Here is a 22,136-nt window from a genome sequence, read left to right on the forward strand (position 1 = left end):
TGTTCAGCACTACCAAATACATTTTACGATTCAGGAAGGGGAAACACATGAATACAAAGAGAAAGTTTCCATTAACAGCGTTACTGATATCACTAGTCTTTATCCTGGCATTAGTTGGTTGTGGAAGTAAGACTGCAGAGCCAGCAGCAACTCCTGCTGCAGGTGACACAGCAGCTACCGAAACACCAGCCGCTACAGATGAGAATGCCGGATATCCAATTACAATTAAACATGCTTTGGGCGAAACGGTTATTGAGAAAAAGCCTGAACGTGTAGCTACAGTACAATGGGCGAACCAAGATGTCGTTCTCGCTCTTGGACAAGTTCCTGTAGGTTTCTCGGCAGCTAACTTTGGTGTTCAGGATGACAGCGGACTGCTGCCTTGGACTGCGAAGAAACTCGATGAACTCGGTGTAACCGACCCGAACGTTTTCCAAGATACAGACGGTCTTGATTTTGAAGCGATTTCCGATTCCAACCCAGATGTTATTCTTGCAGCATACTCCGGTATCACTCAGGAAGACTACGATCTTCTTAGTGAAATTGCTCCGGTTGTAGCTTACCCAACGGCTCCATGGGCAACGACATGGCGCGAGCAGGTTTCTTTCAATGCGAAGGGTATGGGTATGGAAGCAGAAGGCGAGCAACTGATCAAAGATACGGAGGCTATGGTTAACGAAAAATTAGCTGCATATCCTCAGATCAAAGACAAAAAAGTAGTTTGGGTTAACTTCTCCGCTGAAGATATGTCCAAACTTCATATCTATACACCTGTAGATTCTCGTGTATCTTTCCTGGGTGAGCTAGGATTGGTTATTCCAGAAAGTATCACAAGCCAAATTACAGACCCTAACAGCTACTCCCTGAGCTTAAGTGCAGAGAATGCTGAAGCCCTTAATGATGCTGATATCCTCGTTGGATACGGAAATGCCGAGTTGCTGAAAGCCATTCAGGCTGATCCGTTGCTGGGTAAAATCCCTGCGGTTAAACGTGGTTCTGTAGCGTTCATTGAAGCAGACACACCTTTGGTTGCTGCTGGAACGCCAAACCCACTTTCCATTTCCTACACAATCGATGATTATTTGAAATTAATTAGTGGAGCAATCGACAAAATCAATGAATAGTACATCGGTTCCGAATGAAAACCGAATACGTGCACATGTCCCCAAGAACTTCATCTTGGTGTTAGTGATTTGTTTTATCCTGCTCGGTGCAACTATGATTGCCTCACTGGTCTTTGGCTCTAGACCCGTGAGGTTTCATGAGTTAATCGACGGATTATTTCACCCGGAAGTAGACTCTTATGGGGCAAACATCGTGCGCAAACGGATCTCCCGAACAGTCTTCAGCTTGTTATGCGGGCTAGCACTCGGCGTATCAGGAGCACTTATGCAAGCCGTTACCCGGAATCCACTTGCCGACCCAAGTATATTGGGAGTCAATACAGGGGCATCTCTGTTTGTGGTTATGGGTATTGCATTCCTGAACATCAGCAGCGCCAATCAATATATCTGGCTGGCACTGGCCGGAGCTGCAATAACGGCTGTGTTCGTATTCGGAATCGGCTCAATGGGGCGTGGCGGAGCCACGCCCATTAAGCTTGTTTTGGCCGGAGCGGCCATCAGCGCCGCGCTCTCCTCACTCGTCACCGCCATTATGATCCCTCGTTCGTATGTCATGGACCAGTTCAGGTTCTGGCAGGTGGGCAGCGTAGGATCGGCAACCTGGAGTGGAATCAGTACATTCATCCCGTTCCTGCTCATCGGCATATTCATTGCGTTTCTTACAGCTCCGGCTCTGAATGCGCTGGCTTTGGGTGACGATGTTGCAACAGGACTCGGTGTGCGAACAGGGACACTTCGATTCATCGCGGCCCTTGCAGGGGTTCTATTATGCGGAGCAGCTACTGCACTGGCTGGACCTATTGGTTTCATCGGATTGCTGTCTACCCACGTCATACGCCTTATACTGGGCCCCGACTTACGTTTTGTCATACCCATGTCAGCCGTAGCTGGAGCAATCATTCTAACGATATCCGATGTCGGCGGCAGACTGATCAGCAACCCCGGAGAGCTTGAAGTCGGTGTCGTCACCGCATTTATAGGTGCTCCAATATTAATCATCCTCGCGATGCGATCGAAAGTGCGTTCATTATGAGAGATCAATCGATTGAATTTATTATGGCGGGCAGACGTCATCGACGTCGCCGCTGGATACTTGTCACCAGTCTCCTTGCCATACTTGCATGTGCTCTTTGCTGTGCCATGCTTTTGCTCGGCAACACAATCTATCCGGTTAAAGATGTCATCAGCTCCCTTTCGGGAGAGAAGATCAAAGGTGTCTCTTTTGCCGTAAATACCATACGTCTACCAAGAATGCTTACAGGTCTCTTTGCCGGATTTGCCTTCGGTATTGCAGGTTATACCTTCCAGACCATGTTGCGGAACCCGCTGGCGAATCCTAATGTTATCGGGATCACATCAGGTTCAAGCGCTGCGGCTGTGTTTTGTATCGTCGTGCTTCATGCAAGCGGAGCCATTGTTTCCCTGGCTTCAGTGATTGCAGGTCTGGCTACGGTGTTGTTCATCTATGTACTCTCCAGAGGAAAAATATTCTCCATCGGAAGGTTAATACTGATCGGGATCGGTATTCAAGCCATGCTTGATGCGGTCATCTCCTATCTCCTACTGGTTAGTTCTGAAAAGGATATCCCTGCCGCAATCCGATGGCTCACAGGTAGTCTGAACGGCTCTCAGATGAGTGCACTACCACCTCTCGTGATTACCGTGCTAATCTGCTCACCCATCATCATGATGCTCGGCAAACACCTTAGTATATTGGAACTCGGAGAACAATCGGCGTTTTCACTAGGCGTAGACACGGATAAGACCAGAATTGCGCTTATTGTGAGTGCGGTCTGCATGGTTGCCATTGCTACCGCCACTACAGGCCCGATTGCCTTTGTCTCCTTCCTTGCGGGACCTATTGCGAAGAGACTCGTAGGTGTTGGCTCTTCGAACATTCTCCCGGCAGGTCTGGTTGGCGTCAATCTGGTTCTTGCCTCAGATCTCATCGGACAGTTTGCTTTTGAGTACAGATTCCCCGTAGGCGTCATTACCGGATTACTCGGAGCACCGTATCTGATCTTCCTGTTAATCCGAATGAATCGTAAGGGGGAGTTATAATGAAACCGACACATGTATTTGAAGCGAAACAACTCGTTGCCGGATATGAAAATAAAACGATTATCCACGGTGTGGATATTGTTATACCGAGCAACCAAATAAGCGTCATTATTGGCTCTAACGGCTGCGGTAAGTCTACCCTTTTGAAAACGATGGCCAGGCTCATTAAGCCTACATCCGGCAGCATTACGCTGGACGGCAAAGCCATCAGCAAGATCCCGCCCAAACAATTGGCTCGTGTGATCGGGTTACTTCCGCAGTCTCCTATTGTTCCGGAAGGCATTTCAGTAGCGGATCTGGTTGGCCGTGGAAGATTCCCACACCAATCCTTGTTCAGCGGATGGAGCAAGAAGGATTATGAGGCTGTGGCCGAAGCCATGACCATTATGAACATTACCGAGTTTGCCAATCACAATATTGATGAGCTTTCAGGCGGACAACGTCAGCGTGTGTGGATTGCCATGGCGCTGGCGCAACAGACGGATATCCTCTTTCTCGATGAGCCGACGACCTTCTTGGACATCACGTATCAAGTCGAGATTCTGGACCTGCTTACTGAGCTGAATCGTAAACATGGGACGACAATTGTAATGGTACTGCACGATATCAACTTATCGGCACGGTATGCAGATCATATTTTTGCACTTCACACCGGAAAACTTGTGGCTGAAGGCAAGCCCGCAGAGGTGATAACCGCCCCACAGGTCAAAGACATTTTCGGATTGGAATGTACGGTTATTGAAGACCCCGTTTCGGGATCACCGATGGTGGTGCCTAAAGGGCGATATCATGCGAAATAGACAAATAGCGGCAGTTGCGACAAAGATCTCTTTGTCCTAACTGTCGCTATTTTATTTTGGTCTAATCGGTTTTAGCTAGAAAGCGAATAGTTACCGAGGTCCCCTGACCTTTGGCGCTGTGATATTCGATCGTTCCCTCATACTTTTCCACGATATTGTAGCAGATCATCAATCCCAGTCCCGTCCCATTCGTTTTCAATGAATAAAACGGTGTCCCCAGTGACTTCACCTCTTCCTCTGTCATACCACTTCCCTGATCCGTTATTCTCATCTCCACCCACTGCTTCTCTCTCTTCGTTGTTACTTGGACGGTTGTACCCGCATCCGAAGCTTCCAGTGCATTTTTGATAAGATTGATCAGTAACTGCTTGAACTCAATGGTATTAATGAGAATTATACAGTCCTCTTCCACCTGTACCTCCATATGTTTATTCGACAACATCGCATAGGAGCTGAGCAGACCTGTCACACCCTCAAGAACCTCCTTCACATCCACCTTCTCTGGTCTCAGTTCTCTATTCGGTTTGGCAAGAGTCAGAAATTGAGAGGTCACCTGCTCGACGGTATTGAGTTCATCAATCATTAAGGCAAACTTATTCCTCACTGGTTGCTCAAAAGAGGCATCTTCTCGATACAACTGCAAAAAACCTCGCACAACTGTTACTGGATTACGAATCTCATGTGCAACGGCAGCAGTTAAATGGGCGATCATCTTCAATCTCTCCGATTGTTGTAGTTGCTCAAAATAAAGTTCCTGCTTTCTCATTCGAGAAAAGGTCAGATGAAAAATAAGAAATAAAATGACCTGACTTCCCATAATATTAATAAAATTGCCTACCACATCCGTATGTATATATGCATACTCGTTCTCTTGGTTATACAGAAGATTGTAACCAAACGTAATGAGAATCAAAATTCCATTTAGAATCAGCGATAAATAGAATAATTTCAGATCATAGAACAAGATGGCCAGAGCCGGAAGAAGACAAATAAGGATATAGGTTGTCCACGACTGAGGATACAAAAAAGAAAGCGTATAGAAGTATGCAAACCCCATTAGAATGATGCTTAATCTGAAGGGAAACGTCTCTACCTTGGGATACAGCAATAAACATACGGTCAGAACGGTTATGCATAGACAATGAACCACATACCCCACCGTAACCCCGTTCAATTCGGTTGTAGACAGGACTAGTCCCGATAGCATCAGAGCAATGATCGTAAGCATTGATATATAATACGTTTTGCGATTCATCTGACTGTGCAATTCTTTCATGAATTCACCACTTCTAAATGGATTTAGACATAGGTATGCGGCAAGACCCTCTTGGAAGCCCCTATTGAATGCCGTTTTCCGCTTTCTACAGTATCATTGTATCTTATTTAACGGCCTGCATATATGGGCTCTGATCAAATTGGTGATTAGCTTGAGACAGCATCATTAGCATCGACTAAAAAAGAGGATTACACTAAAAAGCCATACGGAAGATAGTCCGTATGGCTGAATTAACGTTTTATTTTACTTATGCATAACACATACGTGAATGATGAATGACGGTACGAAGGTTACTTCCAGAGCTCTTCAGCAATTTCCTTAATAAAGGCTAGCTTGCGCCATTGCTGTTCCTCGGTCAGATGGTTACCTTCTTCCGTGGAAGCGAAGCCGCATTGCGGGCTCAGGCAGATTCGATCCAGATCAACATATTGCTTGGCTTCCTCGATCCGTTTCAGAATATCTTCCTTGTTCTCCAGCTCTCCAAATTTGGAAGAGAAGAGGCCTAGCACCACCTGCTGATTATCCTTCAGGAAACGAAGTGGCTTGAAATCACCAGCCCGTTCCGTATCGAACTCCAGGTAGAAGCCAGAGTAGTTATCGATGCTCAGAAGTGTCTGCGCAATCGGCTCATAACCGCCACCGACTCCTGCAAATGTTGATACGTAATTACCGCGGCAGACATGGGTCGTTACCACGAGGTCTTCCGGCAGGCCGGATACCACTTCTTCGTTCAGTTTTGCAAGTTCGTTTGCATACTCTTCCACATTGACGCCAATCTGCTCCATCACTGCGATGAATTGCTGGTCACACAGTGCGCCCCACGTGCAATCATCAATCTGGATGCTGCGGCAGCCAGCTTCATAGAAGGCCAGGATGGATGCTTTGTACGCCCCGGCAATGTCCGAGAGAAGCTCTTGGCGGTTCGGATAGATAGCTTGTGTACTTTCTTTGTTCTCTGCCCGGTCCAATTCGAACAGGAACTGTGCAGCTGCTGGGATGGATTGACGAGCAACAACGTCTTCGCCAGCCGCAGCTTTCAAGAAGGCATAATGTGCTACAAATGGGTGACTGCTGTAACTAATTTTACCGGTCAGGCGAGCTGTTTCCGGTCTGGATGTCGCACCGTTGAATCGATAGCCCTCATCAATGATTGTCCGCTCAACACCATCCAGTCCCCAGAAGAAGTCCAGATGCCACCAAGAGCGGCGGAATTCGCCATCGGTTACCGCTTGAAGGCCAACTTCTTTTTGTTTTTGTACGAGTTTCACAATCTCGGCGTTCTCTACTTCATTCAACTGTTCCGCGGTGATTTCGCCGTTCTGGTATTTTAATCTGGCATCTTTCAACGCACTCGGGCGCAGGAAACTACCAACAATATCATATCGAAATGGAGTGACGGTTCGCTGTTTAGGTTCTGTTTGTATGCTCATAGTTTAATCTCCCCGTATATCATTATTTGATTAAATATAACATATCCGATCGGAATAACCGTTCTACGAAAGAGTTATAGCCCGTTATAGTTATTAGCTATAACGGGCTATATTTAAGGAGAGTCTATATAATAATCAAGTGAATCAATTTCATAATACCTTTAGCTGCTTCAATGAAGGCTAGATATAGATCAAAACGGTTCATTTTGTCTATATCTAGTTACAAAAATCCATTTTTAGTGAGTTATGAAATTGATTCAAGTACTCAATCTAATCTTACCTGACCTGATGATCAGAACAGGATTTCAACACCTATGATCTCACGTCAAAGTAAGAACGATCTGATCCCCGGAACGGGTGATTTTGTAGATACCCTCCTGCATGTCTATGCCATAATGCTTTTTCAGTAACCACTTGGCATTGAGATCCGTCTCCACGACCACCAGATAATCGTAGCCGCTCAGCAGGTTGTTCATATTGTCCTCATAGAACAACACGATCCCGTCCACATGTGGAGCATACAAGAAATACTTCCCTACATATTGCATGTAATAGTTTGTGACCTGCTGGTCCCTGTCTGAGGCGTAGAAGAGATATCTGTTATTATCCTCCTGCCCACCTGAGTACCACCGATCACCAGTAACCGCATGAATCTTGTAAGGGAGCGTTGTATCATAGCTTTGGGCGATAGAGACGATACCATTGTATTCGGACAAAAGAATGGTGGCGGCTACCGCCATACAACCAATAATTCCTTTTTGATAATGCCCCTTCGTCTCAACCGTCTTAAAGGATTGATAATCAGGCACTTCACCAATCCGATAGTGGAATGAACGCTCCAGGTCGATCGCAGCGCACAACACTAGCCCACCGGCGAACAGCACCACGATACTCGATGCATAACGCTCAAAGCCAGCTAGGACAATCGCTTCATCCAGTGGCATGGAGAAGAGGTACAACGCCAGAATGCCTGTATAGTACAGTAACAGAACAACGTCCAGCGCAATTAGTGCTTTCCATAAGTTCCACTTCTTCTTAAGCACCACGATGGCAAATACAGAAGCTGCGATCGCGATAAGTTGGAAAATAACAATCCCGATCACGGGTCGGGTCGTCAGATCCGTACTGGCCTTCAGGAAAGTCCACAGAATCTCCTGCATCTGCTCCGGCGTTTTGCCGGCCTGAATCCCCGAAGTAGCGACATCGAACTTGTTATCGATGCCTTGGAACACCGTTGCCATTCTCCAGCTCCAGCCGAAGTAGGGAATAAGTGCACCACAGATCGTGCCCACTACAGCGAGTGCTGTTTTCCAACTGAACTTTTGCTTATGTTTTAGCCATGTATATACCAGAAAGATCAGGCCGATGGCGGCGAAAATAATACCCGTACTTTTGATGATGGTCAGCAATCCCGCAAGCGGAAGAACGACAATACATGCCTTTTTGATCTCATTCCGATATTGGTAGATCACCGCCAGGATCGCGAGCGCGTAAATCGGAAGCAAGAAGTCTACAAGCAGATTGGTGATCCGAATCGTAAGATTGAAAAATGAAAGTGTAGATAACCCAAGTCCGAGAAAAGCGTACAAAAGAAAACGTTTCTTCTCCGAAACGATGCCGAACATGGCATAAAAACAGGAGAAGATAAGCAGACCTTGTGCCAAGAGCATCACGGACTGGGAGTGCCCCATGAAGCGACAGACATAATAAATAAATGACGAAGTCCCCAGCGGATAGTTTTTAAAATCAATCAGGCTAGAGTCTGGCGTCGGAAAGGCATCTGTACTCAGCATCTGCTTCAATACGATAGCCCAGTGGGAGAAATTATCGTAGTGAGTTAATTGGTTCTGAAAGAGTACCAGCAAGAAAACGAAAGTCCCTGCCAGGAATGAAAATTGGAATATGGAAAAGGACATACGCAATGATGCCCCTTGGCGCAGTCTGAGAAACAACCTCCGCCCATACAAAAGCAAACCTGCAATCAGAATGACAAGGCTGCCCGTGAAGAGCTGCCCTGCCAAACCACTCAGAAAAACAAGGCAGGCAATCGAGGAAAACACGAATACAGGGATAAACTCCCAACGTAGTGAAAGTGTCTTCCGTACAAACTGCATATAACCAAGAAAGGAGAATATCAATAAAACTCCCATCACAAAATGAAGCACAATGAGCATCTTTATCTCTCCTAACCCTCTCTGGTGGCACGATCGGAATGTGGCTGTATCAAATCAGTCAGCAATTGGTCAATCAGGCCCTTCTCCACAATATCATCGATATTCTCCACCGAGAGAAGCACCTCGCGCTCACGGGCTGTCGTTTTTCCCGTATGTTTCAAAATGACTTCAATATCACTCTTCGTATAAAAAGTAACGACCGCTCCTGCCGCAATGTCACCATGGAAACCCGTCGCGGAAAAGAAACGATAATTAAAGCTGCGCAGCGTACAGCCAGCATCATTGGTGAAATGAACTGGAAGCTGAAGAGAAAGTCGCGGCATTTTCCGCTGATCCGATCGGGGTTGAACAATACGTTTTTTCACATTACGAAGCATATCGTCATAAGCCGTATCCCACAGGTTCATCTGCTCTGGCAACGAGTGTTTACGGTCATAGATAATTTGCATATATTGGCGGTTATCATTCTCATCAATCGGCTGAACCGTTGCGGAGTAACGCCAGCCCTCTCCATCCTGTTTCACATAAACGATGACTGCATCGAGGTTGGCCTCATACCGATCGGTTTTCACGATCAGAGAGATGATTTTCTGTTCAGCCAAGTAAATAGGATAAGGCACATAGAAGGCAATACCTTGTTCGGATACATCAACCGTTTTGGCCTGATATCGCAGATTGTTAGCTTGGTCGTAGATCGTAACATCCTCCTGTGCCCGAATCCGTTCTGTCTCCCGATACGCACGGCGGCCGACCATGAAGAACAGGGCGTAACATAGCGCAATCATGTTATGAATCAGCCAGAAAATAATGATACTGCTGAAGAAGAGCGCAATGCCATACTTTCCATTGACATACCGAATCACAGCTGCAATGGAAAGCAAAAGCAAGAAGATATGCGGAAGTGCATATAACAGCGCAGACATCCACTGCCGACCATTGGCTCTGCTTTTGTTGGTAACCTTGAATTTTTTCTCACGAATGCCCAGCGTCTCCAGGAGAACCGGCCAGATCAGATAAGGCATGAATATGGTATCAATAACCTGACTCCATCGCTGATTCCGAATATTACTGGACAGATATCGCATGGATACACTGTAGAAGAAATAGGATGGAAGCCAGAAAATTAAGATTTGCCAGAAGGTTGTGTTCACAATCTGGAAGTCGAATAACGCAAACAAAATAGGCGCCAAAATGAAAATCAAACGGTTAAAGAAGGACCACCAGTATAAGAAACTGCTTAAGTAGGTCACTCTCGTCCAGAAAGGGAGCTTTCCAGATATGGGTGCACGCGTATTCTGCAGGCTCTGAATAATCCCCCTTGCCCAACGAATCCGCTGCTTAATCATGCTCTTAACTGTTGTTGTCGTCTGCCCGGCAGCTTGAACCTCTTGAGTCGCATAGGTAATATAACCTTCCTGCTGCAAGCGGATGCTTGTCTCAAAGTCCTCGGTGATCGTATTCAGCGGAAAACCTCCGATGTCTTCCATGCCTTGCCGGGAAATGATCGTATTGCTTCCTGTGTAGGCTACCGCATTGGAGGCGTTACGCAGGATGTTCACTTCTCTGGAGAAGAAATCCTGTTCATTCGGAATGCCTTGCTCTGCATACAGGTTAAACTGGAATAGATCTGGATTGTAGAAGCTCTGTGGAGTCTGTACCAGACCAAGCTTGAACTTAGGATCCATTTCATCCTCTCGGCGAAGACGCCATTCCTCATTCTCCTTAATGAACGTGGAGAGCAGGAAATAAGGGACTGTTTTCATCAGAAAGGTATGCTGTGGGATCATATCTGCATCAAACGTGGCAATGAGCGGAGAAGAGCTTTTACTCAGTGCATTGTTCAGGTTACCAGACTTGGCATCCTTATTTCCGGGGAACCCCAGATATCCGACACCAAATTGTCTGGCAAGCTCCTCCACCTCAGGTCTTGCTCCATCGTCACAGAGGTAAATATGAACCTTCTGCTTGTCCGGATAGTCCATGAACGTACAGGCATTAACGGTTTTATATAACAGATCGACAGGCTCATTATGGGTAGCGATAAATACATCCACATCCGGATAATATTCCGGCGGAACGGTTGGAAAGTCGAGCTGTGTACGTTCTTTTTGCATCTTTTGAAAGAATAATTCAAAGGTTGTCAGTACGGTGACCGTTTCAGCTACAATCAGCAGCATACCGAAAATGACGTTCAGAACGCCTTCACCCCATGGCAACGTAAAGAACGTACGCCATACCAAATAAATCGACATCAGAATCATCGTGATGATAAAAAAGATATTCTGTCTTTTTTCGTTTTGCACTACAGCTGCTTCCTCCTTGCTGCAAATACCCATCTTCGCTGCAATTGGAAACTGAGCAGGAACAGCAAGGCATCACAGACGAATTTCGCCAATTTCTCATCTACGAAGAGAACGGTATGGAATATATATACGCCGGTACTGGAAAGTAAGATCACCACTCCGCATAACGTGAGATAGCGCCATAGACTTCCTTGGCTATCCTCCTTGCGGAATACAAAGTGTCTGTTCAGTACATAGTTGACTACAATAGAAATAATTCTCGCAATCACGGTTGCCAGCAGAATTCTTAAATAGTGCTGTTCACCCAACACGGGCCGCAACGCGTCGATCAAAAACCAGGCGATACCCAAATCGACAACCGAACTGGCCACCGACGATGAAATGAACCGCAGGAAATTGGAGAACAACACCCCCATGACCCGGGCACTATCCTGGATCGCTTTAAAATGAGTACCCGCATTGCCATTTTCATAAATGACTTGAATAGGCATGGTATGGATCGGTATTCCAGATTGAATGCACGAGATGAGCATCTGTAGCTCATATTCAAATCGAGTGCCGCGAACATCCTGCATAAACGCAAGTAACCCCGGACCGAAAGCACGAAGCCCAGTCTGGGTATCCGACAGCTTTTTACCATACAGCATGGCAAAAATAAAGGAGGTCATCCGATTGCCTAACAGGGACTTTGGAGGTATGTTCCCCTCGCTGAAATTCCTTACACCGAGAACCAATGAGTCCGGATGAAGCCTGGCTTCTTGAGCAATCCGGTATACATCTTCCGCTGCGTGCTGTCCATCTGAATCAGCGGTTACGACGAAGGAAGATACATCGAATTGCTTTCCAATATACTCAAATCCGGTCTTGAGTGCTGCACCCTTCCCCTGATTTTCCGCATGCGTCAACAGAGCACAACCGTTCTCACGGAGCTCCTCGAAAATTGACTGGTAAGCCTCACCAGATCCGTCGTCCACAATAACAATATTCGTCAAGCCATACTCTCGCAATTGCCGTACATAGGCTGGAAGTCTCTCATCCGGTTCAAGCGATGGAATGAGGATGATCGTTTCGCCGTTTTGTTTACCCTTAATCATCCTAATGAGCCTCAATTCGACATATTTTCACAAATTCTTTTGGAATATTGTGAGTATAACATCGAAAGGGGGGTCAGTAAACGAGCAAATTTGTAACCTACTGGTAAAAAAGTTGTATTATTATATGTACTCATATATAGGTGAAAAATACTAGTCAAACGTTAGTCTAGCACTACTCAAATAACTGCACATTCGGCTCTCGTTTCAGCACATGTACCAGCATGGCATGCAGTTGTCCACGGTGATGATAGAATTGCGCCTGTGTGTCGAGAAGCCACTCGAAGCGTGAATGAACGCCTCCCCAGAATGCAGTCGTTTCTCCTAATAGTTCATCTTCCGTCTCCATCGACCGATTGTACATGCTTGGACTTACAAATCTAGACGAATGGTCGCTTATGCGGATCACGAATTTGAATTAGAATTACCGTAGACGATTGAAAAAGGCTGTGATTCCAATGTTATTCGAAAGAGACAAATGGTTGCAGTATGGCATTCTGCGCGATGAGCCCTCTCTCGTAGCACGGTTGCCAGAAACACAGTTGCTTGAGAAGGATACGTTAACGAAGATGCTTCTTCAATATCCCAGCGTTGTACTAAAGCCCCGCAATGGCAGTTACGGAAAGGATATCCTGTTCATTCAACGAAGCGGTGCAAATGCTTATCTTATTCAAAATGAAAATAAAACGGTCACCATGAGAGACAACGAGCAGTTACTCGAATGGCTCGAACAAACAATCAAAAGTGATGAATATATTGTCCAAAAGCGTCTGCAGCTTGCTCAAATTAAACAAAAGCCGTTCGACATTCGGATCATGGTCCAGCGTAAAAAAGGCTCCTCGTCCACTTGGAACGTGACAGGCTCCTACGCTAAAGTTGCAGCCCAAGGATATCTAGTCACTAATGTGAACAAGCGCACCATCCCCGTGCTTAAGGCCCTAAAATTAGCTCGATTAGGAGATCGGCTTTTGCTTGCCAAAGCCGAACAAATTGCACGATTAGCTGCCCAACGATTGGGTGAGCATTACCCCATGATTAGACAAGTCGGGTTCGATATAGCCGTCGACAAGAAACGGCGAATCTGGATAATCGAAGGAAATTATCAACCGGATTTGCGCCCTTTCCGGCTTATGAAAGACTCCTCGATGCACCGCAGAATATTATGGTACAAGGAACATTAAAGCGAAAAATGACGACCTGCCTTCTATCCTGGCAAGTCGTCTCTTCATTTTTGATAGCTAATCTCGATATTGACCTGCTTCGGTTATTTCCGGCAGTTTCTAGTCGCACTTGTAACACGTGTCACTCGGAACTGATTTACCCCTACCTGTATAATGGCGAACTGGCTGTACGAAGTACCAGATGACGTATACGGTTCTGCTTCAATATTACCACTCGGCGTTCTAACTGTTGCGGTGATTCTGGTTACCAGGCAGACTCCACGGCCAGAAGATCTCCAAGTCTGGTCACGCTGAACACTATAACTATCGTTACTACAAAAGATGGACGCGTACTCTACTCCACCATACGCATTAAACGAAGTAGAGTTAAAAATCTGAACGGGGTCGTAACCACCTCTAGGTGCTCCAGGTCTTCTATTTCCCATTCTCAAAACCTCCTTTTTTATTGATAGTCTATTAAATGCAATTAAATAGTTTTGGTGAGGTATAAATGTGGACAAGGCAGAAAAAAGTACGTTTGTCCGGTGGTCGAGGGGGAAGTGGGAGTTTCTGATGTCGGAGCTCAAGCACGAAAAAGAACCACCTTTTAATGTAAAAAGGTGGTTTGGAAAATTGGATCGTCTACTATTTTCCGATTCAATAAGATTGCCGAGATTAAGTCGTATGTACGCCTTGTGAGCTTCGTAGTAAAGCTCCTGATGCCCCTATTCTGCTGCCTCCGCCAACCATGCTTGCATAGCCGGAGTTTCCGCCCGATTCAAACGTAAGGCAATTTCAGTATTGTTCTCATCTGGTGGTATGACTTCAACAAGCACACATACGGATTCTCGCATTTGGTTTAAGGCAAATATGCCTTCATCATCGAGCATTTTCATCGCCAGCTCCATGGCTTTCAGCCTCACATCTAACTCGCGATTCCAATCATCAATCTCCAAATCCGCAATGAAAGGACGCTCGTTAAACTGTTGTTTGACACCGTCAAAGTTATCATCCCCAAAACAACAATAGGGCGAATCCGCATACGACCATTTGATGAGTTCCGCCATCGTTGATACCGGCGTGTCACTTTCCTCTGCTTGCCTAGCCGACTCCAACTCTAAAGCTTCCCACGACCAAGCAGAGATGCTTGGCGCATGTCCTTCGCCAGTAGTGTATAGCGTACAATAATAGTACCGTTCACCATTTTCAAAAAGAGTGCAAAAAGACGTTCTGGCGGCAGCAGCGATCTCTATGGCCAGTGTCTCTACTTCTTGTATTGGCTTCATGATTAGAGTTCTCCTTTCCATTCGTCGTTCATCGGCCGCTTCGATATGAATTGGCTATTTGAACTAAGTACCAGACACCCGCACCCACTAGGGCAGCCAACACCAGATTGATGCAACCGAACACAATGATTGACTTCGCTTGGCTTGGACCGATCCGGAAAGCGATTGCGAGCTGAAAGACAGCGGGTAGTAGAAACGCCAACCATGAGATCGTTATAAGCTTTTCTGTTCTGAAGCTCCACCATACTGCGGAACATGAGGCAGCCAGCAGTACCCAGGTACAGATAATCTTTAGGGCGAACATCGTTTCGGCCCCCTCCTATTTGCCATGAATCACAAGTCCATATTTACTGAATATCCACGATTCGCTCAAGTCGTGCATTGCATCATGGCTTATACGCACAGAGGGCTTCTGTTCCTTCATCGCATCAGCATCAAGGGCTGAGAAGCGGAGGGGTTTGGTCATTTTTTTGATAGAGTCTCTTATTTCATCGAAAAACGCATAGGTCAGCGGCTTATGGTCCCGGATATCCTCATACATATAGTACTTTCCTTTTTCGTCTTCCACATTAACTTGAAAACCTTTCGGAAATGAAAGTAGGATACACGGCAGTTCATCCTCTGCCCATTGTCCGTGATATGGAAAAGAAACACCTTCATTTCTCACAAAAAATCCTGAGGCTTCTTGATCTGACGAAATTGATATCGAGTAAACAAAGAGGGGTTTAACCTCATTTCTCTTTTCTTTTGCCACATAATACTGATAGAACATCTGATACGTCTCGTACACCTGATTATAATCATATTCTGTCCGGGCAGCATTCGTACGAAAGAATTGCACTTGCCTCTGCTCCAAAAGCTGTAGAAGGCTTTTAAACTCTTCAGGAGTTATGAAGAATTTCAGTTTATAGAATCCACTGTTCTTTAATTTGTCCATTTTTTTTCGCTCACCACACCTTATAGATAGATTTCCAAGACTCATCGTGATCTAAGAGTTTCTTTTGCAACAAAATCCGTTCTAAATGTATCTTATTTCCATTATAGTGTTTACTTTCGCTGAGTCTACCTACTTTACACCTGAATTTCTGAAATGAAAAAAACACATCCTAATTGGGATATGGCATTCTCCTAGTTTAAGAAGAACGCTCATTCACCCGATAGGATGTGTTTTCCTGTTTAATATAAGGTTTGAATAATTCCTATATTATGAAGCTTTTGCTGCAACAGCTTTCTCAATCAATGCTTTGGCATCGTTATTAGAAAGACCTTGTTTAGGTTGGAGCGATTTTTTATCTGTTCCACCAAGAATACCTTTATCAATCAGTTTTGCCATAGGCTTAATCGCGTACTTAGACACCGTTTTGCCATCTTCGAAACCAGCAATGATCGTAGCAGCTTCTTTATCAGAAGCTTGATCGTTTACCAATTTAGCAAGAATGGTAGCAGCCTCTTCAAGCGTAATATCCCGATCAGGATAGAAGTTTCCACCATAACCTTGAATGAATCTAGCATGCGTAGCTTCAGCGATCGCATCTGCATATGCAGCATTAGCAGCAACATCCTTGAATGCAGGTGCTGTAGCGACTTCGTTTAGTTTCAACATATCGACCAGAGCACTTACAAATTCAGCACGAGAAATGACCTCTGTCGTTACAGGTGTTTCTGTTTGCTCAGTAGATGCAGCCACATTTGTGATACGTCCTTCATTTTTAGCTTCAATGCTACCGCCTTTATACGTATCTACGATGTACTGGTAGAATACATCCAGATCGATAGGGCCTGCCAGGGATGATTTAGCATCCAGCAGCACTTTGTAGCTATCCCCACCTGCGGCCATGAAGTTGTTAACTACAGCCGTATATGTTTTTGCAGGATCAATCGTTGTTCCATCTTCCAGACTAAGACCAGTAATGCGTTCTGCGACTGGCTTGTTGAAATCCGCAGCATATTTCAAACCAGAAATTTGCAGAGTTTTGGTGTTGGGTGTACCGTCAGCATTGGTTCCCCATTGTTGTTGCAACAAGGTTTTAACCTGCTCACCGGTCAGCTCCAGTTTCACTAATGTATTGCCGAATGGTTGGATTTTAGCAAGATCAGCAAAGGTCACATCGCCTTGTGGCAGATCTGCACGAATACCACCTGGATTCATAAATGCAAAGTCAGCAACGCTTGCTTTATCACCAAAGTCTGCTTGACGCATGGCATCTGCAATCAGATTACCTAGAGGAGCTTCATTATTATAAGCATCTGTACGAGTAACAGAACCATCCGTTGTACCTACTGGCTTCGTCAGCTCAGGATGCTTGTCCAATGATTTTTTAATAATAGCCAACGTCTCAGGGTCTTCTTTTACACCTTCTTGGAAAGTCGTTGTAATCGTAGCTGATTTTTCAGTTACATCCCCGGTAGCAGGGTCAATCATCAGCTTGATATCTTCAAATGCCGTACCATATGAGTAAGCTTGAACGATCAACTTGCCATTCACTTCACCGTTAGCCAAAGCATGATTGTCACCTGCAACGATAACGTCAACAGGGGAATCTGCTGGTAGAGCTTTTGCCAAGTCAGCCGCTTCTCCAGTAGTTACACCTTCTTTGGTGGTTGCTGGATCATGCGCCAACACAATGATCGTTTCTACACCCTTATCTTGCAACTCTTTTGCATATTTATTAACAGCTTCAACTTCTTCTTCTACACTTAAGAAACGCACACCAGCGGTACCCGATGGCGATACTTTAGCAGGGGTAGACTTCGTCACTAGTCCGATGAATCCGATTTTGACTCCACCCACTTCTTTGATCACATAAGGCTGAATCAATGTTTTGCCAGTGGCAGTTTCAATGACGTTTGCATTGACGTAATCAAATTTTGCACCTGCATGTGTTACCTTACCTTCTTTTGGATCAAGGCCACCAAAGATCTGTGCCTTCAAAGCAGCGACACCTTGGTCGAATTCATGATTACCCAAGGAGCCTACATCAAATCCCATCATATTCATCCATTCCATGGTAGGCTCGTCACGATCAAGTGATGAGACTGGAGCAGATGCACCAACAGAGTCTCCATTATGGAAGAGTAGGGAGTGTTCATATTTGGCTTGAGCTTCTTTCAGATAGGTTGCTAGAATTGGAGCCGTTCCTGCCTTCTTATCACCCACGATTGATGTGGTATCTAACTGACCGTGAAAATCATTGATTCCAATCAAGTGTACTTCTACATCGTTACCTGCGGCAGAGACAGAACCTGCTGCGCCAAATAGTTGCGTGAGTAATAGTGCAGTAGTCGCGATACGAATGGTGCTTTTGCCCAGAACTTTTTTCCAAGACATGAATGAAAAAACCCCTCTCCAATTTTAGATCCTGAGATATTTTACCATAGTTCAATTCATAAAAATCATAAAATATATAAAATAGATGTAAAAAAGTTGGGAGATTGATAGAGAAGATGTAGACGAGAGGCTATGATGCATTAGACATAAGTGATAGATTCGGAATTTTATAGAAAAATATGGCTTTTATATTTTCTAGTTGATATAATGGAAAATAAAGTATGTTACTTCGCCTGAATATGCAAGTCCGCTACTAAAGAACAAGCATATACGTAGCTTCCCTCTCTCCTAAAAAGCACACATCCCATTACATAATAGGTATCAAAAATTTTCACACTTTCTATTAAAGGAGGTGACCGTTGGGAGCAATGTAGATCTTAGTTCCCGTCTTCCACCAATTGGGGCTAGCGTTAACCATTATAAAGAACATAGGAGCGTGTCCAATGATCAAACAACTTTTCCCTAGATCTTTTCGAATTCTTATGGCTTGCTTGTTGATTCTGGCATTTGCTGTACCAGCGACGGCTTCTGCCGGCTATATCGGAGATAAGCTCACAATCGGCCAAAACATGGCCAAAGGTGACTATCTCACCTCCCAAGATGGTAGATTTTCAGCCATTTGGCAGAATGACGGGAATTTTGTTATCTATCAAAATGGTTCTTCTCTTTGGAGTAGCGGTACCAGTAACAGTGGGGCTCTCACGTTCAAGTTTGAACCACAATATGGGAAACCTGTCATGTATAAATATGGCATGAAATATCAAGATGTTTATCAATATGGTTATCGTTTTGGTTTCAATCCGGCTACTGGTAAATTCGAATATTACACCGGTTGGGGTTGGGATAAAGTTTTGATGATTGATACTTCTGTACAGGTAGCTGCATGGTCTCCCAATACAACATCATGGATTCCAGGTCATCACGGAAATAGCTTACCGACTAACACAACGGGTGACACACTGGTCATGCAAAGTGATGGGAATTTAGTTCTCTATAACACAACCCTGACCAATGACTATTATCCTAACAGTTGGATTCCTGTCTGGGCTTCGAATACAGGCGGGCGCTAAAATCAGATGAAGAACCGCGTGATGCGCGGCTCTTTTTTTGTTTTCCAAGGAGGTTGATAGATTGCTGATGTGTAGCAATGGATATCTACATACAAGAAACTTTAACAAGTATTTATCGTAGTAAATAGAATAATTAACATATATAGGATGTGATTCTTTGACAGGAATTATAGGTGTTTTAGTCTTAATCATAGGATTAATTATGGCTATTTGGCCTTACTTTGCTTGGTATGTACGACTGGGATGGAAGTTTAAAGATGCGGAGCCAAGTGATTTAGCACTAAGTACCGGACGGATCTCAGGTATTGTGTTTGTGATTATCGGTTTTATACTGATTGTTTCAAGTTGCTCCACAGGAAGCGGAGCGGACAGCAAATGGGCAGAACAATTTAAAGAGAAACTTGATGCAGGACAAGTAAAAGAAATCAGTATCGGCATGAGTAATCCCTCCATATTAAGCGAGGAAGAAAAAAATACGGTTATCCAAATGATACAAGATGCAGAACTTAGACCTTTTGATGCAGGTAATGTGATTGGATCGAACAATGCTGGAAAAATTACATTTACAGACGAAACGAGCCTAGAAATCGTTATTTTCGGACCTTCTGGAGGAATCGAATTGCATCCGATGGCTACTGAAAAGGAATTTGAAATAATGAGTGAAGAGTTAAAAACTTGGATTCACACATATTATAGTGATTAGTAGTGTCAGTATTATTTTCAAGAATCTCACCCCAGTGCGGTTCTTTTTTGTTTGTCATATGCAGATAATTCGGAGCTAATAGGCGAGGAAACGTGAATCGCAATTTGATACTGTGAAATATGTAAGGCAGCAAGTAACTACAGAAAATTTCGTTAACGGTTCTCGTTCAGTCTATCGTGTCTAGCGGAGTTGTTTTATTTATAAATTATGCTTTTTAATCACAACGATCAAAATTTACATAATATTCCATGTTATGTTTAGACAATATTTCCTACACAAGATACTATAAATTTATTAATAAAACACTAGTTTTGGAGGTATATCAATGTTTAAAGAAATAAAAGTTACTTTAGGTTTTATAGCTTTACTTATTTTAGTTTCGTCATTTTTCGGTTCAAGTGTATCGGCTGCAACAGTTGGTCAGCAATTATCGGTTGCTGAACCGGGATGGCAAAGAATTGATGATACTGACAAAAAAATTTCGTATAATGGCGGTCAGTGGATAGAAGACACTGGTGCTAATTTTTTTGGTAATACGTTACATTTCATCCCAACTAACCCCACGAATTCTTCTCAAACTGTAACATTCGCATTTTATGGTACGCAATTAAGAATAATTGGTACAATGTATCAGGACTACACAACGAAATTGATTGTTACAATTGATGGAGTCGATTATTCTCCAGCTAATTCTTCTGGAACAGCTACACCAATTAATAAGGCTCTCGTGTTCGGTGTGGAAAATTTGAAATCCGGTAAACATACTGTTCAAATAAAATCTACTGATACAAAGCGTTGGGTTCTAGATGCTATTGATATTGATCAAACCGGTTATTTGATTAATCAAGGTATCGCTTCACCAACTCTAAATGTACAAGCTGAAGATGCTAAGGTTGATCTTAACTGGACTTCAGTAACTAATGCAGATACATATAACGTTAAACGTTCACTCACTTCTGGTGGCCCATTTGAAACGATTGCAACTGTAATTTCGACTACCTATACAGATGTCAATGTTACCAATGGAACCACGTATTATTACGAGATTACTGCCGTTAATGAAAATGGAGAAGGTGCACCTTCAAACCAAGCTTCTGCTACGCCACAAGCCCCAATAGCGATAGAAAGAGCGATCTTTAAAATCACCTTTAATACAGGTCTAGAAAAAGAGTATGATCTCTCTATGACGGATGTAAATGCCTTTATTAAATGGTATGAAGAAAAGGCAGCTGGTACCGGACCTATCATGTTTGCAATCAATAAACTCCAAAATAACATTGGACAATTCAATAGTAGAAAAGACTACATCATCTTTGATAAAATCATTACATTTGAAGTGAATGAATACACTCCAGTCACAAAATAAATAAATATTAAAAAAGCAGTGTGACTAATTATAGTCTCCTGCTTTTTTTCTTATGCGAGAGCATACTGGGCTACCGAAACCTACATAATAATTGCGACAGACGAAAACTTTGTTACGGATTGAACTTTTCAAGTTGAGGCTTTGAATTCTTATTTTCACATCAAACGCTAATGAATATATCAGGGGTAACTAATTCTTATTTCGTTTGTTAACTTCAATCGCAATGAACTCCGGCAAATAATTAGGAGTACAGCCCTTTGATACCATTTCATCTTTATAAAGACCTGTATTCTCACCAAGTCTAATACAACGAGCACGATACTTTTGATCATAAATGCCTACCCAGCCTGCAATGAAATTCATAGCCCACTGAACTTCCGGCTCTTCCTGCGTGATATTAGCTTCAATTGCAGATAGTAAGTTCTCGGTGTTATCAGGAGGCGTTTGTCCAGTCCATCTCAATCGTGCTTGATAATACCAGAAAGCTCGCCTTTGAAGAGCAGAAGGGCTATCTTCCCATGACTCCATCAATGCAATGGTCTTCTTGTCTTTGGTGAGCTGATTAGCCATTAACCAATCCATTAAATTATTTCGCTCATCAAAAGTGTGAGTCTGCATATCCTTATCAAGCTTATTAAGCACTTCTTGTGAGAGAAGTTTTTTATCCATAATTAAAATAGCTAATAGTCTGGGCAAAAACGCTTCTGTTGACCAAAGTTCCATAGCTAGTTCGTGATCTTTTTTTATGTCCTTCGCGATTTTTCGTAAGTCGCCTAGCTTAGTTTTACTATTGATCTGTTGTAGAATGTTCTCTGCTTTTGAAGAGCATTTCATTTCTGTACTTTTATTATTATTCATTTGATACAACTCCTTTATTAAAGCGCTACTTCATAATAATTCCAAATAAATGTGTTAGTCTACTAAAAGGAGAATTGCCTTGCTATACTAAGAATGCTACACAACT

At 43.9% G+C, this 22,136-nt stretch carries 20 protein-coding genes; 8 read left to right on the plus strand and 12 right to left on the minus strand.

What is annotated here, in order from left to right; genetic code table 11:
• The first annotated feature begins 47 nt into the window (after positions 1-47).
• The 4 genes from OM416_RS16780 to OM416_RS16795 are packed head-to-tail and all read left to right on the plus strand — an operon-like array spanning position 48 to position 3,985.
• Positions 48-1,124, plus strand: coding sequence for an iron-siderophore ABC transporter substrate-binding protein (locus tag OM416_RS16780; protein ID WP_264931303.1), 1,077 nt, complete (start codon positions 48-50; stop codon positions 1,122-1,124).
• The gene (locus OM416_RS16785) at positions 1,117-2,157 is read left to right on the plus strand and encodes a FecCD family ABC transporter permease (RefSeq protein WP_264931305.1); all 1,041 of its coding nucleotides are present in this window, start codon (positions 1,117-1,119) and stop codon (positions 2,155-2,157) included. Before OM416_RS16780 ends, OM416_RS16785 begins: the two co-directional genes overlap by 8 nt.
• A complete protein-coding gene (locus OM416_RS16790; RefSeq protein WP_264931307.1) occupies positions 2,154-3,185 on the plus strand; it encodes a FecCD family ABC transporter permease in 1,032 nt (343 codons plus the stop codon). Before OM416_RS16785 ends, OM416_RS16790 begins: the two co-directional genes overlap by 4 nt.
• Positions 3,185-3,985: an ABC transporter ATP-binding protein gene (locus tag OM416_RS16795; protein WP_264931309.1), complete on the plus strand. Its 801-nt coding sequence runs from the start codon at positions 3,185-3,187 to the stop codon at positions 3,983-3,985. The genes OM416_RS16790 and OM416_RS16795 overlap by 1 nt, the downstream gene beginning before the upstream one ends.
• Positions 3,986-4,046: 61 nt before the next feature.
• Here OM416_RS16795 and OM416_RS16800 read toward each other — a convergent pair whose 3' ends face one another.
• The 6 genes from OM416_RS16800 to OM416_RS16825 all read right to left on the minus strand — a co-directional run bounded on the left by OM416_RS16800 (position 4,047) and on the right by OM416_RS16825 (position 12,623).
• Positions 4,047-5,261 (minus strand): sensor histidine kinase, encoded by a 1,215-nt coding sequence (locus tag OM416_RS16800; RefSeq protein WP_264931311.1) that lies wholly within the window; start codon positions 5,259-5,261, stop codon positions 4,047-4,049.
• A 290-nt stretch (positions 5,262-5,551) separates the two neighbouring features.
• Positions 5,552-6,691: a 5-methyltetrahydropteroyltriglutamate--homocysteine S-methyltransferase gene (locus OM416_RS16805; protein WP_264931313.1), complete on the minus strand. Its 1,140-nt coding sequence runs from the start codon at positions 6,689-6,691 to the stop codon at positions 5,552-5,554.
• Positions 6,692-7,011: 320 nt separating this feature from the next.
• Entirely contained in the window at positions 7,012-8,865 is a 1,854-nt protein-coding gene (locus OM416_RS16810; RefSeq protein WP_264931316.1) for a hypothetical protein, read from the minus strand.
• 11 nt (positions 8,866-8,876) lie between these two features.
• Positions 8,877-11,168: a glycosyltransferase family 2 protein gene (locus OM416_RS16815; protein WP_264931318.1), complete on the minus strand. Its 2,292-nt coding sequence runs from the start codon at positions 11,166-11,168 to the stop codon at positions 8,877-8,879.
• Complete coding sequence (locus OM416_RS16820; protein WP_169482594.1) at positions 11,168-12,262, minus strand: bifunctional glycosyltransferase family 2/GtrA family protein; 1,095 nt, start codon at positions 12,260-12,262, stop codon at positions 11,168-11,170. The genes OM416_RS16815 and OM416_RS16820 overlap by 1 nt, the downstream gene beginning before the upstream one ends.
• A 172-nt stretch (positions 12,263-12,434) precedes the next feature.
• Entirely contained in the window at positions 12,435-12,623 is a 189-nt protein-coding gene (locus OM416_RS16825; RefSeq protein ID WP_264931321.1) for a hypothetical protein, read from the minus strand.
• Positions 12,624-12,717: 94 nt separating this feature from the next.
• Here OM416_RS16825 and OM416_RS16830 point away from each other — a divergent pair, with 94 nt between their 5' ends.
• Positions 12,718-13,440: a YheC/YheD family protein gene (locus OM416_RS16830; protein ID WP_264931323.1), complete on the plus strand. Its 723-nt coding sequence runs from the start codon at positions 12,718-12,720 to the stop codon at positions 13,438-13,440.
• A gap of 83 nt (positions 13,441-13,523) precedes the next feature.
• Here the strand turns inward: OM416_RS16830 and OM416_RS16835 are convergent, their stop codons facing one another.
• The 5 genes from OM416_RS16835 to OM416_RS16855 form a co-directional block, all read right to left on the minus strand.
• Entirely contained in the window at positions 13,524-13,865 is a 342-nt protein-coding gene (locus OM416_RS16835) for a hypothetical protein (RefSeq protein WP_145150753.1), read from the minus strand.
• A 279-nt stretch (positions 13,866-14,144) separates the two neighbouring features.
• The gene (locus tag OM416_RS16840; protein ID WP_264931327.1) at positions 14,145-14,705 is read right to left on the minus strand and encodes a DUF4303 domain-containing protein; all 561 of its coding nucleotides are present in this window, start codon (positions 14,703-14,705) and stop codon (positions 14,145-14,147) included.
• Positions 14,706-14,733: 28 nt separating this feature from the next.
• Positions 14,734-15,009 (minus strand): hypothetical protein, encoded by a 276-nt coding sequence (locus OM416_RS16845; protein WP_264931329.1) that lies wholly within the window; start codon positions 15,007-15,009, stop codon positions 14,734-14,736.
• Between the two features lie 15 nt (positions 15,010-15,024).
• Positions 15,025-15,687 (minus strand): hypothetical protein, encoded by a 663-nt coding sequence (locus tag OM416_RS16850; RefSeq protein WP_264931331.1) that lies wholly within the window; start codon positions 15,685-15,687, stop codon positions 15,025-15,027.
• A 222-nt stretch (positions 15,688-15,909) separates the two neighbouring features.
• Positions 15,910-18,033, minus strand: coding sequence for a bifunctional metallophosphatase/5'-nucleotidase (locus tag OM416_RS16855; RefSeq protein ID WP_264931333.1), 2,124 nt, complete (start codon positions 18,031-18,033; stop codon positions 15,910-15,912).
• Positions 18,034-18,476: 443 nt separating this feature from the next.
• Between OM416_RS16855 and OM416_RS16860 the strand changes: the two genes are divergently transcribed.
• The 3 genes from OM416_RS16860 to OM416_RS16870 all read left to right on the plus strand — a co-directional run bounded on the left by OM416_RS16860 (position 18,477) and on the right by OM416_RS16870 (position 21,172).
• Complete coding sequence (locus OM416_RS16860; RefSeq protein ID WP_264931335.1) at positions 18,477-19,103, plus strand: hypothetical protein; 627 nt, start codon at positions 18,477-18,479, stop codon at positions 19,101-19,103.
• A 157-nt stretch (positions 19,104-19,260) separates the two neighbouring features.
• Positions 19,261-19,806: a DUF6199 family natural product biosynthesis protein gene (locus OM416_RS16865; RefSeq protein ID WP_264931336.1), complete on the plus strand. Its 546-nt coding sequence runs from the start codon at positions 19,261-19,263 to the stop codon at positions 19,804-19,806.
• A gap of 325 nt (positions 19,807-20,131) precedes the next feature.
• Positions 20,132-21,172 carry a fibronectin type III domain-containing protein gene (locus OM416_RS16870; RefSeq protein ID WP_264931340.1) on the plus strand — a complete coding sequence of 347 codons (1,041 nt, stop codon included), beginning with the start codon at positions 20,132-20,134 and terminating at the stop codon, positions 21,170-21,172.
• Between the two features lie 189 nt (positions 21,173-21,361).
• On the opposite strand, the gene OM416_RS16875 is transcribed toward OM416_RS16870, so the two are convergent.
• A complete protein-coding gene (locus OM416_RS16875; protein WP_264931342.1) occupies positions 21,362-22,030 on the minus strand; it encodes a DNA alkylation repair protein in 669 nt (222 codons plus the stop codon).
• Positions 22,031-22,136: the final 106 nt, after the last annotated feature.

Origin of the sequence: Paenibacillus sp. LS1, from assembly GCF_026013365.1 — a bacterium.
GTDB lineage: Bacteria > Bacillota > Bacilli > Paenibacillales > Paenibacillaceae > Paenibacillus.

What these genes read in the sequence shown, in the direction of transcription:
- OM416_RS16835 (WP_145150753.1), bottom strand. Translation starts at nt 13,865, where the DNA reads ATGGGAAATAGAAGACCTGGAGCACCTAGAGGTGGTTACGACCCCGTT.
- OM416_RS16855 (WP_264931333.1), bottom strand. Translation starts at nt 18,033, where the DNA reads ATGTCTTGGAAAAAAGTTCTGGGCAAAAGCACCATTCGTATCGCGACT.
- OM416_RS16825 (WP_264931321.1), bottom strand. Translation starts at nt 12,623, where the DNA reads ATGTACAATCGGTCGATGGAGACGGAAGATGAACTATTAGGAGAAACG.
- OM416_RS16820 (WP_169482594.1), bottom strand. Translation starts at nt 12,262, where the DNA reads ATGATTAAGGGTAAACAAAACGGCGAAACGATCATCCTCATTCCATCG.
- OM416_RS16790 (WP_264931307.1), top strand. Translation starts at nt 2,154, where the DNA reads ATGAGAGATCAATCGATTGAATTTATTATGGCGGGCAGACGTCATCGA.
- OM416_RS16795 (WP_264931309.1), top strand. Translation starts at nt 3,185, where the DNA reads ATGAAACCGACACATGTATTTGAAGCGAAACAACTCGTTGCCGGATAT.
- OM416_RS16805 (WP_264931313.1), bottom strand. Translation starts at nt 6,691, where the DNA reads ATGAGCATACAAACAGAACCTAAACAGCGAACCGTCACTCCATTTCGA.
- OM416_RS16785 (WP_264931305.1), top strand. Translation starts at nt 1,117, where the DNA reads ATGAATAGTACATCGGTTCCGAATGAAAACCGAATACGTGCACATGTC.
- OM416_RS16830 (WP_264931323.1), top strand. Translation starts at nt 12,718, where the DNA reads ATGTTATTCGAAAGAGACAAATGGTTGCAGTATGGCATTCTGCGCGAT.
- OM416_RS16860 (WP_264931335.1), top strand. Translation starts at nt 18,477, where the DNA reads ATGATCAAACAACTTTTCCCTAGATCTTTTCGAATTCTTATGGCTTGC.
- OM416_RS16780 (WP_264931303.1), top strand. Translation starts at nt 48, where the DNA reads ATGAATACAAAGAGAAAGTTTCCATTAACAGCGTTACTGATATCACTA.
- OM416_RS16810 (WP_264931316.1), bottom strand. Translation starts at nt 8,865, where the DNA reads ATGCTCATTGTGCTTCATTTTGTGATGGGAGTTTTATTGATATTCTCC.
- OM416_RS16800 (WP_264931311.1), bottom strand. Translation starts at nt 5,261, where the DNA reads ATGAAAGAATTGCACAGTCAGATGAATCGCAAAACGTATTATATATCA.
- OM416_RS16845 (WP_264931329.1), bottom strand. Translation starts at nt 15,009, where the DNA reads ATGTTCGCCCTAAAGATTATCTGTACCTGGGTACTGCTGGCTGCCTCA.
- OM416_RS16875 (WP_264931342.1), bottom strand. Translation starts at nt 22,030, where the DNA reads ATGAATAATAATAAAAGTACAGAAATGAAATGCTCTTCAAAAGCAGAG.
- OM416_RS16840 (WP_264931327.1), bottom strand. Translation starts at nt 14,705, where the DNA reads ATGAAGCCAATACAAGAAGTAGAGACACTGGCCATAGAGATCGCTGCT.
- OM416_RS16870 (WP_264931340.1), top strand. Translation starts at nt 20,132, where the DNA reads ATGTTTAAAGAAATAAAAGTTACTTTAGGTTTTATAGCTTTACTTATT.
- OM416_RS16850 (WP_264931331.1), bottom strand. Translation starts at nt 15,687, where the DNA reads ATGAGTCTTGGAAATCTATCTATAAGGTGTGGTGAGCGAAAAAAAATG.